We start from the raw sequence: 15,575 nt of genomic DNA, 5'->3' as shown, positions 1-15,575 counted from the left end.
CGCGTCGAATCAGCATGAAGCATTTGCTCCCCAGCACCGCCCTCGCTCTTTTCATCGGTATCGGCCTCTTGCCGGTGTCGGGCACCACATTCGCAGCCAACAGCTGGGACAAGTTGCAGCCTGATCGCGATGAAGTAATCGCCAGTCTGAACGTCGTCGAGTTGCTCAAACGTCACCACTACAGCAAGCCACCGCTCGACGATGCGCGCTCGGTGATCATCTACGACAGCTACATCAAGCTGCTGGACCCGTCGCGCAGCTACTTCATGGCCAGCGACATCGCCGAATTCGACAAGTGGAAGACCCAGTTCGACGACTTCCTCAAGAGCGGCGACCTCAACGCCGGCTTCACCATCTACAAGCGTTATCTGGACCGCGTGAAAGCGCGTCTGGACTTCGCCATTGCCGAGCTGAACAAAGGCGTCGACAAGATGGACTTCTCCACGAAGGAAACCTTGCTGATCGATCGCAAGGATGCCCCGTGGCTCAAATCCACCGCCGAACTTGACGACCTGTGGCGCAAACGCGTCAAGGACGAAGTGCTGCGGCAGAAGATCGCCGGCAAGGATCCGAAGCAGATCCAGGAAACCCTGACCAAGCGCTACAAGAACCAGTTGGCGCGTCTGGACCAGACCCGTGCCGAAGACATCTTCCAGGCATACATCAACACCTTCGCCATGTCTTACGACCCGCACACCAACTATCTGTCGCCGGATAACGCGGAAAACTTCGACATCAACATGAGCCTGTCCCTCGAGGGCATCGGCGCCGTGTTGCAGAGCGACAACGACCAGGTGAAAGTCGTGCGCCTGGTGCCGGCAGGCCCGGCCGACAAGACCAAGCAGGTTGCTCCGGCAGACAAGATCATCGGCGTTGCCCAGGGCAACAAAGAGATGGTCGACGTAGTCGGCTGGCGTCTGGACGAAGTGGTCAAGCTGATCCGTGGTCCGAAAGGCACCGTGGTTCGTCTGGAAGTCATCCCGGCGAGCAATGCGCCGAACGACCAGACCAGCAAGATCGTGCCGATCACCCGTGAAGCGGTGAAGCTCGAAGACCAGGCCGTGAAGAAATCCATCCTGAGCCTGAAACAGGACGGCAAGGACTACAAACTCGGCGTGATCGAGATTCCAGCCTTCTATCTCGACTTCAAGGCGTTCCGTGCCGGCGATCCGGATTACAAGAGCACCACTCGCGACGTCAAGAAACTCCTGACCGAACTGCAGAAAGAGAAAGTCGACGGCGTGGTCATCGACCTGCGCAACAACGGCGGCGGCTCCCTGCAAGAAGCTACCGAGCTGACCAGCCTGTTCATCGACAAGGGCCCTACCGTGCTCGTGCGTAACGCCGATGGCCGGGTCGATGTGCTCGAAGACGAAAACCCGGGTGCGTTCTACAAAGGCCCGATGGCGCTGCTGGTCAACCGCCTGTCTGCGTCGGCTTCGGAGATCTTCGCCGGTGCCATGCAGGACTACCACCGCGCGCTGATCATCGGTGGCCAGACCTTCGGCAAAGGTACCGTGCAGACCATTCAGCCGCTGAACCATGGCGAACTGAAACTGACCCTGGCCAAGTTCTACCGGGTTTCCGGCCAGAGCACCCAGCATCAGGGCGTACTGCCGGACATCGATTACCCGTCGATCATCGACACCAAGGAAATCGGCGAGAGCGCCCTGCCGGAAGCCATGCCATGGGACACCATCAAACCGGCCATCAAGCCTGCGGTTGACCCGTTCAAGCCGTACATCGCGCAGCTCAAGTCGGAGCACGATGTACGTTCGGCAAAAGACGCAGAGTTCGTGTTCATCCGCGACAAGCTGGCCCTCGCGCAGAAACTGATGGAAGAGAAAACCGTCAGCCTCAATGAAGCCGATCGCCGTGCCCAGCACGCCGATATCGACGCCAAGCAACTGGCGATGGAAAACATCCGTCGCAAGGCCAAAGGCGAAGAACCGCTCAAAGAGCTGAAGAAAGAAGACGACGACGCCCTCGCGGCAGCCGAGCCGGACAAGGTCAAACCGGAAGACGACGCCTACCTGAGCGAGACCGGGCGCGTACTGCTGGATTACCTGAAGCTGAGCAATCAGGTGGCCAAGAAGTAAGGTGATGGCAATTTAATGCTGACGATCCCCGGATCGTCATCAAACAGTCATCATTCTGTCGTGCAATAAAGGACTGGGAGCGGTTCTCTTCATCGAGAACGCTCCCAGTCCTTTTTTTATCGCCAGAGAATGCCATGACCACGACCGAACAGCTGAGTGCCTTGAGCTCGATCCTGACTCAAAGCGGTTTGCACAGCCTGTTCCAGCCGATCATTTGCCTCTCTGAACGACGCATTCTCGGCTATGAAGCCCTGACTCGTGGCCCGTCCAACAGTCCGCTGCACTCCCCTATCGCCCTGTTCGCCGTGGCCCGCCAGGCCGGGCGCTTGAGCGAACTGGAAATCGCCTGCCGCCAAAGCGCTTGCCGCCGTTTCAACGAGCAGCAACTGCCGGGCAAGCTGTTCCTCAACGTCTCTCCCGAATCCCTGCTCGAAGCCGCGCACCAGCCGGGGCGTACGCTGCAACTGCTTCAGGATTTCGGCATTCCACCGAGCCAGGTGGTGATCGAGCTCACCGAACAGACGCCGATCGACGATTTCCAGCTGCTGCAAACCGCGCTGCATCACTACCGAGCCATGGGGTTTTCGATTGCACTTGATGATCTTGGCGCGGGTTATTCGAGCCTGCGCCTGTGGTCGGAGCTGCGGCCGGATTACGTGAAGATTGATCGGCACTTTATCGACGGCATTCACCAGGACGCGTTGAAGCGCGAATTCGTCGGATCGATCCTGCAAATCGCCAAGGCCTCCCGGGCGCAGGTAATCGCCGAAGGCATCGAGTTGCCGGAAGAACTGGCGGTGCTGACCGAAATGGGTGTCGATCTGGTGCAGGGCTACCTGCTCGGACGCCCCCAGGAACACCCACCACGCGATGCCCGGGCCTTGATGCCCAAACACGACAGCAGCGCTGTTGCGCTGAACGATGAAGGCAGCGACCTCAGCGCCCTGCTCAACGATCAACCGGCCGTGGATCGCGACACACCGACCGCCACCGTGCTCGAAGCGTTCCGTCGTCAAGCCAACCTGAACTCGCTGGCGGTGCTCGACGAGCAAGGCCAGCCCTGCGGCATCGTCCATCGTCATTCATTGTCCGATGCCCTGCTCAAGCCGTTTGCCACCGACCTGTTCGCCCGCAAACCGATCAGCCGCCTGATGAACGACGACTTCCTCGCCGTGGAAATGAGCCAGTCGCTGCAACAAGTCAGCCGCCTGATCACCAGCCGCGCCCGGCAGCGCATCGAAGAAGACTTCATCATCACCCTCAACGGCAGCTACCTGGGCCTGGGGCGGGTGATTGACGTGCTCAAACTGATTACCGAGCTGAAGATCCAGCAGGCTCGCTATGCCAACCCGCTGACTCTGCTACCCGGCAACGTACCGATCCAACAATGCCTGACGCGGTTGCTGCAACAGGGGCGGGAGTCGGTTATTTGCTATGTCGACATCGACAGCTTCAAGCCCTTTAACGATATCTATGGGTATGGGCGGGGGGATGAGGTGTTGTTGTGTCTGGCGCAGTGTTTGAATGAACGCGTTGATCCTTCTCGCGACTTTGTCGGGCATATTGGGGGGGACGATTTTCTGTTGGTGCTTGGCCCGGAGGATTGGCGCAAGCGTCTTAATCAATTGCTTGATGACTTCCAGAGTCAATGCCGACGGTTTTATCGACCGGAACACCTTGAGGCTGGGTGTTTTGTTGCGCCGAACCGCCAAGGGATTCGCCAGGAATTTCCGTTGCTGTCACTGTCCATTGGCGTGGTGCATTTGCATCCTGAAGCTTGTGCGCAACTGGATGCGAGTCAGTTGGCGGAGATGGCTTCGCAGGCGAAGCATCATGCTAAGAATGTTCCGGGGTATAGCGTGCATGTGATTGATAGCCTCGCCGCTCCCAACCTTCATTCTCCGCAACTAATGGGTCAACGCTGAGCCCCAGACCACGTCCCCGTGGAAGCAGGGCTGCACACGAAGGGTAGGTTAACGTAACTAACTACTTACCTAGACACTAATTCAGCAAACAAAACCAACAACATCCATCTTTATTCATTTTAATAGTCGCACTCACCATGTGGATCTATCCTCACTCGCCGCGAGTTCAAGTTCTTCCCTCCAGACATCTCCCGCCAAACGGTAGATCTCTTTAAAAAAATAACGCGAACTGTCTAACGCATACCATTCCCCCCTAGGCCAACTAGACGTCTCGCACTCATCAATATCAAAGAGACTACTAAAATCATAGCTTGAATCATCTAAAGCTACTTTTAAAGCCTCAACCAAAACCAGCTTATGCCTATATGAAAGGTATGGCAGGTTCAGACAATACTTCCTGATGAGAATCTCTCTATCATCAGGAGTATTCGGATTATATACAGCGAGCTCTAAGCCTCGAGTCTCCTCTCGGTCATAAACATCAAAAACACCAACAAACCAAGTAAATTTTGGTTCAAAGCGCTCATTCAAATACGGATCTTTCAACATCATCTTTTCTCCGACGGGAAACCAGTAAATGGCTCCTGTGTGTTCGTCCTATCAAACTTAACTTCAAACCAGTTCATATTTTCATTCAAAATCGGATTTTGCGGATCTGTCCTATTCGGTCTATACCCCCGCCCTGCCCCAGGCAATTCAAACCTAACTATCGGAGTATCATTATGATCCTTACCCGTATGCCTGATTAAGCCATCTTTACCCCTTGTCATCGCCTTGTTTAATGCACCCAAATGCATTCGCCAGTTATGGAATTGTGAGCTTGGATTTCCTCTGGGCGGTATTGGCACGATGCCAGTGTGAGGATCAGCACCATCGATAGCTCGCTGTTTAAGTGCTGGATCAGAAATTTCAGAGCTATGTTTTTTGACGGTGTGCATACCATAAAGGTCTTCATATTCAGTTACCCGTCGCTTGGCGTTCTCCTCTGCTACCTCATCAATCCTCGCCCGCCGCTCCTGCGCTGTCATCTTTGGCAGAGGGGGCGCCCCCTCTTCGACGACCACGCGACCGGCTTCGTATCGCATCGGACGGCGCGGGGTCGGCGGCGGGCAAGTACAAGTTAACCCCAACGGATCCACCCACCCCGTCGGATTCGGCACGTACCGGTACTGATTCAACCCACCCGCCAGCTTCACCGGATCCGGCGTCAGATACCGTCCCAGCTCCGGGTCGTAATACCGGTGCCGGTTGTAATGCAGCCCACTTTCCGCATCGAAGTACTGCCCTTGAAAGCGCAATGGCTGGTCGAGGTAGTCCTCGGTCGCCAGCTCCAGCGAAGTGACCTTGCCGTAGGCGCTGTACTTGGCTGACCAGACGATGTCGCCGCTGTAGTCGGTCAGTTCTTGCGGCGTGCCGAGGTGGTCGAGTTGGTAGTAGAACGGGCAGGCGCGTTTCGGGCCTTTGCCGTCGAGCAGGGCTAGGGGGCGGAAGGTGCCGGGTTCGTAGATGAAGCTGCGGTGTTGTTCCTTGCTGCTTTCGGCGATCAGGTGTTCGCCTTGCCAGAAGAACTCGGTGCTCTGGCCGTCGACGGTTTTGCGGATGCGGCGGCCGAAGGCGTCGTATTGATAGGTCGCGGTGGTGCCGTCGGGGCGGGTCAGGCCGATCAGGCGGTGCTGGCTGTCGTAGCGGTATTCGGTGACGAGCTGTTGTGCCCGGCCACGGCGTTCGCGGATCAGGTTGCCGAAGGCGTCGTAGTCGTAATGGCGGTCGCCCTGCATCAGCAGGCGGTTGCCTTTGATCTGTGTGGGGCCTGGACGATCCTGCAGCAGCAGGTTGCCGGCCGGGTCGTGGGCGAAGTTTTCCGGCACATCGTCGCGGGTGTGGCGCACGCGAATCAGCCGGTCGAGGGCGTCGTACTGGTAGCTGCGCTGGCCGTGTCGGGTGTCGGCGATGTGTTCGAGGTTGCCGTTGGCGCTGTAGGCAAAGTCGCGGCGATACAGCGCACCGCGTTGATGGCCGACCGCGTGGGAACGTAAGCGACCCTGTTCGTCGTAGGCGTATTCGCTGAGCAGCAGGCCTTGCTGGCGCTGCTGTTCGCGGCCGTTCTGGTAGACATGACGGGTGAGCAAGGCGCCGTTGAGGTCGATCGCGGTCAGCGCGCCACCCTTGGCGTAGTGGTAGTCGAGCTTGCTGTTGTCCGGCAGGCGCATGCGGCTGAGCTGGCCGCAGGCGTCGTAGGCGTAACGCAAGGTGCCCCAGCCCTGATGCTCGCGCACCAGACGGTCCTGCAGGTCGTATTCAAAAGCCAGTGGGTGATTCTGGCCGTCATCCACACCGACCAGCCGACCGAGGCGGTCGTAGCGGTAGCTGACCTCAACCCCGTCCGGCAGGGTCTTGAGCAGCAGGCGCCCGGCAGCATCACGTTGGTAGCCGGTGACCAGCGTCGAGCCGTCATCGCCGTACTCGGTTTTTTCCAGCAGATGGCCGTTGCGGTCGTAGGCATACGCGGTACGCCGTCCATCGAAGCCGGTTTCCTGTCGGATCAGTCCGGTGGGTGTGTAGTCCAGAAGATACTTGTCGCCGGACTCGTTCTCGATCTCCGTCAGCAACAGCTGCGTATGGTCGTAGCGGTACTGCAGTCGCGTGCCGTCAGGGTTGATCCGTCGGCTGACCAGGTGCAGGTCGTCGTCATACTCGTAGCGGGTGATCCGCCCCAGTTCGTCGCGTTCGGCGGTGATCTGGCCGTAGGCGCTGTAGGACCAGGCGCGGGTAGCGCCGGTCGGCGAGGTGCTCTGGATCAGTCGGCCCACGGCGTCCCAGGCGTGACGGGTAACCGCGCCGTGTTCATCCTGCGCAGTAATCCGCCGCCCCAACGCATCGTAGGAAAACTTACGAACCCCGCCGTCGGGCAAGCTTTCCTCGACCAGTTGCCCCAGGTCATTCCACACGAACACATGGCGACCGCTGTCCGGATAACGGATCGACAGCAACCGCCCCTGCGGGTCGTAGTGGTAATGGGTGACATGGCCGTCGGGATCGACCGCTTCGGTGACGTCACCCTGGGCATTGCGCTGGTAGGTCCACTGCGCATCGCCACGTGAGCGGCTGTGCAGGAAACCGTTGCGGTATTCGTAGGACGTCGGCGCATCGTCCGGCGGAATCAGCGCGATCAACCGTCCGACCTCGTCGTAGCGGTATTCGGTGACCGCCCCCAGCGCATCCTGCTCGGCGACCAAGCGGCCCTGCGCGTCGTAGGCCTTGAGCTGCTCGCCACCGTCAGCGGCGACCTGACGCACCAGCCGCGCCGTGTCGTCGTGGACGTAAACCTCTTCCCGACCGTCGACGTACTGCACCGTGACGCTGCCGGCGTCATCCCAGACGTAACGCGTGTCCATCTGCGAAAACGACGCCCAGTGCCGCACGCAACGCGCCGCCTTGCCGGCACGCTCCCACTCCCAGAAGAAGCTCGCGCCACCGTTCAGTTGCCGCTGCAGGATGACGTGCTGGTCGTCGTAGTCGTAACGCTCGCTCTCACCGACGGCGTTGGTCGCTTCGATCAGTCGATGACGCGCATCAAAGCGGTAGCTGACCAGCGTCTGTTCGGTGCGCCAGGCCGCATCGCGCCAGACTTGATAATCGACCGCCACCAGATGCGCCCGCTCGTAGCGCAGCAGCAGCGAACGACCGGCTCCGTTATCCAGGCGCTGCACACGGTCGGAAAGATCCCGATGCAGCGTCAGACGGTTGCCGTACACATCGCTGATCGCTGCCAGACGCCCAGCCCGAAAGTGATAAAACCGCGCCGCTTCACCCGCCAGCGCAACAATCAACTCCTCCGGCTCATCCCCGAGAAAAATCGCCGCCCGCGACAAACTGTTGTGAATCGCCGGCCGCTCGACACCCGGCAAGGGAAACCGCGTGCGCCGGTTCTCGTGATCAACCCAGACCACACCGTCGCCCTCGACCTCCAGCCGATGCGCCAGCGAATGGCTCCAGCCAAACCCCAGCCCAACATCAATCTCGGCCGCGCTGGTGCGATACAACCGGCTGAACTCGAACGGCAGCAGCCCATCAAGCACACCATCGGTCAGCGTCAGCAGCTCTTCGCCAGTGACCATCGACACCGGACAGCCGTTGGTGCAGGTCCTGGACACGCAGTCAGCGCTGTCGCCGTTGGGGTTTTTCGCCTGATCAGGCTTGTCGTCGTGGTGCTCGTCTTTCTTCAGGGAAGCGTTGCGTCGGGCATCCCAGCGCAATTGCATGCGGCCCTTTTTCACCCCGGCGGCGATGCCTCGTGCAGCGACGGATTTGTAGTGGTTCACATAGCCGATGAAGGTGCTGACGATACCGAACATCGCCTTCACCAGACGCGTTACCGCCGACAACAACTGAGCGCCGCGATCCACCAGACGCAAGGTCAGATACGCAATCCCCGCCCCGGCGCCGACGAAGGTCAGCACAATGCCGATCAAAACGTCGATCAGCAGTTGCACCACCACCATCGAGACAGCCTCGGCGGTTTTCCCGGCAATTTCATTGGGCGGCAGCATCTCCAGCCAGAGGCTGGCGGTACGCAGCAACAGGCACAGCGCCGCCTCGTCACTGACCAGTAACTGAAGCTTCTCCATCATTTCAGGCGCTGTTTCTGCCAGCGCGATCAACTGTGCGGCGCCACTGCCTAACCGCTCGGCAAACTTTCCGGGATCCTTGAGAATCTCCGACAGCAACCCGATGCTGTCCCACACGCCCTCAATCGCCGCCCAACTGCCGGCCAGCAGGCCGTTGCCGGCAGCAGTGGCCACCGACTGTGACCACTGCGGCTTGAAGCCCTGCCATTCGCTACGCAGCCAACTGTCGAGCTGCCGGGTCAGGCCATCGTAGGACTCGAAAAGCGCGTCGACCTGCTTCTCGCTGGCCTCGCTGTGCACTAACACCCGATAGAACTTGCCCGCCTCTCCGGTGAACAACCCCTTGCCCTGAGCATCGAGCGTGACGGACTTGACCTTGCCGCCATCCACCGCCACGACATCGACTACGATGCCGCCCAACGGAATGTCGTACACCGACTCGAACTTGCTCTCGATCTCCATTTGCCCGGTTTCCGGGCATTGCACGACAGCCGAAGAGAAACGGTTGTCGTCAATCGCGACCGCTGTGCTGTGTTCGCCGAAACGGATGATCCGCTCCATCCCCATCAGCGACGGCAGATCGGCCGCATGACTGACGCGGTCTGCCGAGCGACTGAACCAGTGCCTGAGCTGTTCGCGATAGAGATCGAGGGTGTGGGGAAAGCTGTCGAGTGCTTGCTCGATGCGGGTGATGGCTTCCATCAGCGCATTCCTAGGCGCATGACGAAATGAAAAACCGGGTCGAACATGTGCGTTCCCTCGCGCAAAAATCAGGCGAAGGACTTTGCGGGGGATCAAACAGAAAAGAAGTCAGGCGAGTAGGCGATGGATGTAGGAGAAGTCTGTAACTGATCTTTATCGAACAGCAGACGCAAAAACGGGGCGGGAGGTTGCCCTCACGCCCCGCTCAGGGAACACAAAAATCGCTTACCGAGAATGATCCCGACCGGCCAGCTCTTTCAACTTGAGCTCGGCCAGCGGATGCCCGGCCTTGGCGGCCATGGTCCACCAGCGAACGGCTTCCGAAGGATCGGGCGCTTTACTGGGCGTACCTGCAAGGCTGATGACACCCACCTGATACGCCGCCTTGCCATCTCCGGCCAGCGCAGCCAGCCGCAGCAATCGAACACCCTCCTCACGCGCGCCCAGGCCAACGCCGCGAAACGTCAGGATGTGCCCGTAAAAGCTTTGCGCGCCGACATCGCCCAGGTTGGCCATACGCGCAAACTGCCCTTCGAGCCAGCGCCAGCCTCGGGGCTGACGGACAAACCACGACCAGTGAAACAGCCTACGGGCCAGCCAGTAACTTGCCCGCGCCTTGAGTCGTAAAAACACTCAGGCCTCCGCCGATTCCGGGTATTCGTATTCAAAGACCCGCACCACTTCCGAGGCGTGCCATGAGGCTGCGGCAACACCATCGGACGGCCCGGAAAAACGCCCCAGACGCTCGACACACTCAAAAAAACCGGTGCGTGGCAGGCGACTGGCGCCCTGGCTGATCACCAGCGAACTGCGCAACGGTTGTTCGGCTTTCGCGTCCAGCGCAGCGAGATGCTCCAGTGCAGCGGTCAATGTCTGCATCGCCGGCGTGGGCAGTTGCAGACGCTCGAGCAAGGCTCGATAGGTCAGAAGATGGCGCTGCCTGCGCGCCTGGTCCAGCTCCCCCAGCAATCCGTCCCAATGTTGACGACTGATGCGTACGCTCACGATTGTTCCCTCCACCCTGGCACCGTCAACTCCCAGGCCAGGCTGCGGCGAATCGCAGCGTCGGGCAGACGCTCACCGCTTTCGATCATGGCCAGGTAAGACGGGCTGATGCCTACCGTGCGGGCGAGCGCCTCGATGGCGATGCCCTTCCCTTCGCGCAAACTGCGTAACTGATCCAGACCTGGAAGAATCGGGTCCGGTGTGGCCGCAAGCGGCGCTGGAGCCGGTTGCGACGGTGCTTCGTTAATGCCTGCTGCTTTCAGTAGAGCCTGATACTGAGCCCATGGCAGAACCGCATATTCGGGTTCGCCATCGCGTGCAATTATCTGAATATCCATGACTACCCCGTAGGACAACAACGCTTAGCGAGTCGGCACTTTTCCCTAGAAGTGTAATCCTAACAGCGGCCAAGGTCGTGGGGGGTATCTATCTGTATAAGAGGCTGTCGCGATTCAGGACTTTTTCGGACCCTGAAGTTGAAGTTGTTCGGGCGTATCGGGCAGGCGCTCGACAACCCTGAGCTTTTCCGGCGCCTGACGCTGACGCCACAAACGGAACGCAGTGAGCTCGTCGTCGAGGGTTTTCATCAGCCAGGCGAGGACGGCAATGTCATCGAGCATGCCGAAAACGGGAATGAAATCCGGGATCGCATCCACCGGACTGAGGAAATACATCAGGCCCGCAACGACCGAAACGATCGCCTTGGGACTGATCGCGCGATATTCGCCGCGCCAGTACGCCAGGCACAGCGCCTGGAGCAATCGCAGGTCATCCTTCAGTTTGCCGAGACGATTGCCTTGGGCGGCACCTTTGCTGGCCACGGCGAACAACAGCGTCGGCAAACGGCCACGGGCCAGGAGTCGTCCGGCCAACGGCAGGAATCGGGCGAAATTCCATGGAGCTTTCATCTATTTCTCCCGTTGAAATGTTATCCACACAAATTGTGGATAACCTTGTGAACAGAGCTGCATTTCGACGCTGAGAGCCCCGGTTCATAAGGGCTGCGCTCAGATCGGGCGTTTTTTACTCACATAAAAAACCCCATTATTTCATTGACTTGGCGGCTCAGGGCGTCTAGCGCGGGCGGCCTCAAAGTCTAGGACTGTCGCGATGCGTATCGGTTCGGTCTGTTTACGCTCGCCGTGACCCAGATGCAACAACGCCCCGCATAAGCGAGGCGTTGTTGTTGAAGCCGGTGCCGATGCCAGTTACTTGGCGGCAGCAGCGTCTTCTTTGGCTGGATCCTTGATGGCCAGCAGTTCGAGGTCGAAGACCAGAACCGAGTTGGCCGGGATTGCCGGGCTTGGCGATTGTGCGCCGTAAGCCAGATCGCTAGGGATGTACAGTTTGTACTTCTCGCCAACGTGCATCAGTTGCAGGCCTTCGACCCAACCCGGGATCACACCGCTGACCGGCAGATCGATCGGGCTGCCGCGCTCGACGGAGCTGTCGAATACGGTGCCGTTGGTCAGCTTGCCGGTGTAGTGAACGGTCACTACGTCGGTAGGCTTAGGCTGTGGGCCGTCGGCTTTCTTGACCACTTCGTACTGCAGACCGGAAGCAGTGGTGGTCACGCCGGCTTTCTTGCCGTTTTCTTCGAGGAATTTCTTGCCGGCGGCTGCCGACTCTTCGCTCATCTTGGCCATACGCTCTTCGGCACGCTTTTGCAGTGCAGCGAAGGCTTCGACCAGATCTTCATCTTTCAGCTTCTGTTCTTTCTTGCCGACGGCATCTTCGATGCCCTGGGCTACCGCTTTGGAGTCCAGATCATCCATGCCTTCCTGAGCAAGGCTTTTGCCCATGTTCAGGCCGATACCGTAGGAAGCTTTTTGCGCCGGGGTTTTCAGCTCTACGCTGGTCTGCGAATCACAACCCGCGAGTACCAGGCTAACTAGGGCTACCGCCGCCGCCAACCGATGCTGTTTCATGCTATTTCCTTGTTCATGCGCCGAAAGGGCAATCGAGTAAAGCCGCGAGCTTATCAGGCCGCCACGACCAATGGCTACCGGCATGAGAGCAGGAATCTTCCGATAAGTTCAGGGATTAAAAAGCATTTGGGCAAAGGCATGATGAAGCTTCTGTCATCTTGATCTGACATTGACCGATGCCCCTTCCCACAACACTTGGCGTAATGGCCACTTGCCGCACACGGCTCGGCTCAGGCATAACAGCGCAACAACTCGACAAGGATGTTCATCTTGCGCCTCATATTCCGTGTGCTGACGCTGATCGTGGTACTGCTGGGACTGGTCCTGGCGGTGATTCTCTACTATGTCGCCAATCCGAAACTGCCCTTCCCGACGCCCGCCAAACAGGTCCATTACCTCAAACAATGGACTGACGAAGAGCGCCAGACCTACTACTTCACGCCGCAAGGCACTCAGGTCAAAGGCCTGCGTTATGAGTGGTTCCAGGCCCTGGAGCTGCCGTTCTCGCAGCAACGCTTTGCCTCCCCGGAATACCTCGCACGCTTCGGTTTTCTGATCGACCCGCAGCAGAAAGCCACATCGAACAACCCGGGGAATCTGCCAGTGGGTTTCGCCCGCCATCAGAATCCCGGCAGCTCTGAGCAATATCTCGACATCACTTGTGCGGCCTGCCACACCGGCGAGTTGCACCTGAATGGCCAGGCCGTGCGCATCGACGGCGGCTCGGCGCAGCATGTGCTGCCTTCCAGTGTTCCTACATTGCGTGGTGGCAGTTTCGGACAGGCACTGGTCGCCAGTCTGGCCTCCACTTACTACAACCCGTGGAAATTCGAGCGGTTCGCCCGCAACGTACTGGGCAACGACTATGACGCCCGCCATGAACAACTGCGCAAAGACTTCAAAGGCTCACTGAATACCTTCCTCAAAGTGGCGTGGAACGACACCCATCGCGGCCTCTACCCCACCGAGGAAGGCCCTGGCCGAACCGATGCTTTCGGACGAATCGCCAACGCGACCTTCGGCGATGCGATCTCCCCCACCAACTATCGCGTGGCCAACGCTCCCGTGGATTACCCGCAACTATGGGACATGTGGACGTTCGACTGGGTGCAGTGGAACGGCTCGGCGCAGCAACCGATGGCACGCAACATCGGCGAGGCGCTGGGGGTTGGCGCTACCCTGAATTTCTTCGATGCCAACGGCCAGCCACTACAGGGTGATGAACGTTACGCATCAAGCGTGCGCGTGCGCGATCTGCACAAGATCGAAGAAACCCTGCAAAAACTTCAGCCACCCGCCTGGCCAGAGGAGCTGTTGGGCAAGGTCGACAAACCTTTGGCGGCCAAGGGTCGAGCGTTATTTGCCGAAAACTGCGCTGGCTGCCACGTCCCACGGGTGACGCAAGAGGGTGAACGCTGGGTCCAGCATCTGCACATGCTGCCGGTGGATGTCATCGGCACCGATCCGAACGCGGCCAACAACATCGCCAACCACCGTTTCGACCTGACAGCCCTGCAATGGAATCCAGCAGAGCTGGAGCAGATGGACGTAAAGCTGCACCCCACTCCCAAAGAACCACTCGACCTCAGCCAGTTATCCGTGGCCAAGGGCCTGGCTTACGTCACGGCGTTCGTTGAAAACCGCGCCTATCGCGAGGCTGGCGTCACTGCCGCTGAAAAACCTCAGCTCGACGGCTTTGGCCTGCCGATCGGTGTCCGGGAAAAAGTGGCCTACAAGGCCCGGCCGCTGGCAGGCGTGTGGGCTACACCGCCCTTCCTGCACAACGGCTCGGTGCCGAGTCTCTATCAGTTGCTTTCGCCTCAGGATGAACGCGCCACCACTTTCTATAAGGGCACCTTCGAATATGACCCTCGGCATCTGGGTTATCGCACCGAAGCCTTTACCAACGCTTTCCTGTTCGACACACGCATCACCGGCAACCACAACAGTGGCCATGAATTCCGCGCCGGCGAGCGCGGCAACGGGGTTATCGGACGGTTGCTGCAGCCCGAGGAACGCTGGGCGCTGCTGGAATACCTGAAAGTGCTGGGCGGCCCGCTGGAGGCGCAACTGCCATGATCTTCAATTCGTTCAAGAAACCATCGATGCTGGCGCGTTTCTGGTTGTGGCTGGGGCGGTTGCTGGGCAAAACCCTGCTGTTTTTGCTGGTGGTCGGCCTGATCGGCTGGGCTCTGGCAACCGCCTGGTTTGCCTGGCAACACCGAGGCCCAGTGTCGGCGACGGAGCAGATTCCGGACGGCGAAGCAGCGATGACGCAGGACGTGATCCAGACCGCTGTGCGAATTGTCGATCAGCACCGAGAAAGCACGCGCTTTCTGCGCGACGCCCATGCCAAGGCCCACGGTTGTGTGAAGGCCGACGTGCAGGTGCTGCCGGATCTGGCTCAGGATCTGCGCCGAGGTGTTTTCAGCGAGCCGGGCAAGGTCTGGCAGGCGACAATGCGCCTGTCCAACGGCAACGCCTATCCGCAGTTCGACAGCATCCGCGATGCCCGGGGCATGGCTATCAAATTGCTCGATGTGCCAGGCAAGCAGTTGCTGGGTGACCGTCAGGGGCTGCACGAACAGGATTTCGTGATGTTCAGCCATCCGAATTTCTTCGTCAGTGATGTCGCTGAATATCGTCAGAATGTGGCGGCGCAGGCTGACGGCAAAAAGGTCATGGCGTTTTTTCCGGGCTGGGACCCGCGAAACTGGCAGATCAGGCATTTGTTCATTGCGCTGGCGACGCTTTCTCCGCCACCAGAGAGCCCGACACGCACGACCTACTTTTCGGTATCGCCCTACAAATTTGGTGAGGCCAATGCGAAGTTTCGGGTGATGCCGGATCCGGACAACTGCCCGGCGTACACGCTTCCGAAGCAAAACCAGGATCTGCCGAATTTCCTGCGCAGTGCGCTGAATCAGCAACTGTCCACGGATCGGGTGCCCGCGTGTTTTGTGTTGCAGATCCAGCGCCAGGACGCCAACCGGTTCATGCCGATCGAAGACACCAGCATCGAATGGCGCGAACAGGACAGTCCATTCCAGACCGTAGCCAAAATCACCCTGCCCCCACAGGACTTCGACACCCCGGTTCTGAACCTGCAATGCGACAACCTGTCGTTCAATCCATGGTTTGGGATCGAGGCCCACCGCCCGATTGGCGGGATCAACCGTCTGCGTAAAGCGGTGTATGAAGCGGTGAGTGATTACCGGCACAGTCGTAACGCCAGCCAGTAACAAACCGCAGAAACGAAAAAAGCGACCCGCAGGTCGCTTTTTTCAT

Annotated in this window: 11 protein-coding genes; 4 read left to right on the top strand and 7 right to left on the bottom strand. The window is 59.1% G+C overall.

Annotated features, from left to right (window positions below):
- Positions 1 to 14: 14 nt before the first annotated feature.
- Positions 15 to 2,099, top strand: coding sequence for a carboxy terminal-processing peptidase (locus IF199_RS08750; RefSeq protein WP_173861398.1), 2,085 nt, complete (start codon positions 15 to 17; stop codon positions 2,097 to 2,099).
- A gap of 134 nt (positions 2,100 to 2,233) precedes the next feature.
- On the top strand, positions 2,234 to 4,024 hold the full coding sequence (locus IF199_RS08745; protein ID WP_192560136.1) for a bifunctional diguanylate cyclase/phosphodiesterase: 1,791 nt from the start codon (positions 2,234 to 2,236) through the stop codon (positions 4,022 to 4,024).
- 132 nt (positions 4,025 to 4,156) lie between these two features.
- Here the strand turns inward: IF199_RS08745 and IF199_RS08740 are convergent, their stop codons facing one another.
- From IF199_RS08740 to bamJ, 7 genes are all read right to left on the bottom strand, one after another.
- Positions 4,157 to 4,576 carry a hypothetical protein gene (locus tag IF199_RS08740; protein ID WP_192560135.1) on the bottom strand — a complete coding sequence of 140 codons (420 nt, stop codon included), beginning with the start codon at positions 4,574 to 4,576 and terminating at the stop codon, positions 4,157 to 4,159.
- A complete protein-coding gene (locus tag IF199_RS08735) occupies positions 4,573 to 9,354 on the bottom strand; it encodes an RHS repeat-associated core domain-containing protein (RefSeq protein ID WP_192560134.1) in 4,782 nt (1,593 codons plus the stop codon). The genes IF199_RS08740 and IF199_RS08735 overlap by 4 nt, the downstream gene beginning before the upstream one ends.
- Positions 9,355 to 9,579: 225 nt before the next feature.
- Positions 9,580 to 9,987 (bottom strand): SEL1-like repeat protein, encoded by a 408-nt coding sequence (locus IF199_RS08730; protein WP_102622754.1) that lies wholly within the window; start codon positions 9,985 to 9,987, stop codon positions 9,580 to 9,582.
- Entirely contained in the window at positions 9,988 to 10,359 is a 372-nt protein-coding gene (locus tag IF199_RS08725) for a hypothetical protein (RefSeq protein WP_003223109.1), read from the bottom strand.
- Positions 10,356 to 10,697 carry a helix-turn-helix domain-containing protein gene (locus IF199_RS08720; protein ID WP_007950435.1) on the bottom strand — a complete coding sequence of 114 codons (342 nt, stop codon included), beginning with the start codon at positions 10,695 to 10,697 and terminating at the stop codon, positions 10,356 to 10,358. Before IF199_RS08720 ends, IF199_RS08725 begins: the two co-directional genes overlap by 4 nt.
- Before the next feature lie 114 nt (positions 10,698 to 10,811).
- Positions 10,812 to 11,267, bottom strand: a complete 456-nt coding sequence (locus IF199_RS08715; protein ID WP_096823014.1) for a YkvA family protein — start codon at positions 11,265 to 11,267, stop codon at positions 10,812 to 10,814.
- 300 nt (positions 11,268 to 11,567) lie between these two features.
- Entirely contained in the window at positions 11,568 to 12,287 is a 720-nt protein-coding gene (gene bamJ, locus IF199_RS08710; RefSeq protein ID WP_096823013.1) for a BamJ family beta-barrel-assembly machinery protein, read from the bottom strand.
- Positions 12,288 to 12,557: 270 nt separating this feature from the next.
- Between bamJ and IF199_RS08705 the strand changes: the two genes are divergently transcribed.
- Both IF199_RS08705 and IF199_RS08700 read left to right on the top strand, forming a co-directional pair.
- A complete protein-coding gene (locus IF199_RS08705) occupies positions 12,558 to 14,366 on the top strand; it encodes a di-heme-cytochrome C peroxidase (RefSeq protein ID WP_102622756.1) in 1,809 nt (602 codons plus the stop codon).
- A gap of 26 nt (positions 14,367 to 14,392) precedes the next feature.
- A complete protein-coding gene (locus IF199_RS08700; protein WP_192560917.1) occupies positions 14,393 to 15,529 on the top strand; it encodes a catalase family protein in 1,137 nt (378 codons plus the stop codon).
- Positions 15,530 to 15,575 lie beyond the last annotated feature (46 nt).

This window comes from Pseudomonas allokribbensis (assembly GCF_014863605.1).
Lineage (GTDB): Bacteria > Pseudomonadota > Gammaproteobacteria > Pseudomonadales > Pseudomonadaceae > Aquipseudomonas > Aquipseudomonas allokribbensis.
Note: the sequence above shows the minus strand (reverse complement) of the source record. Positions and strands in the feature narration are given on the sequence as shown.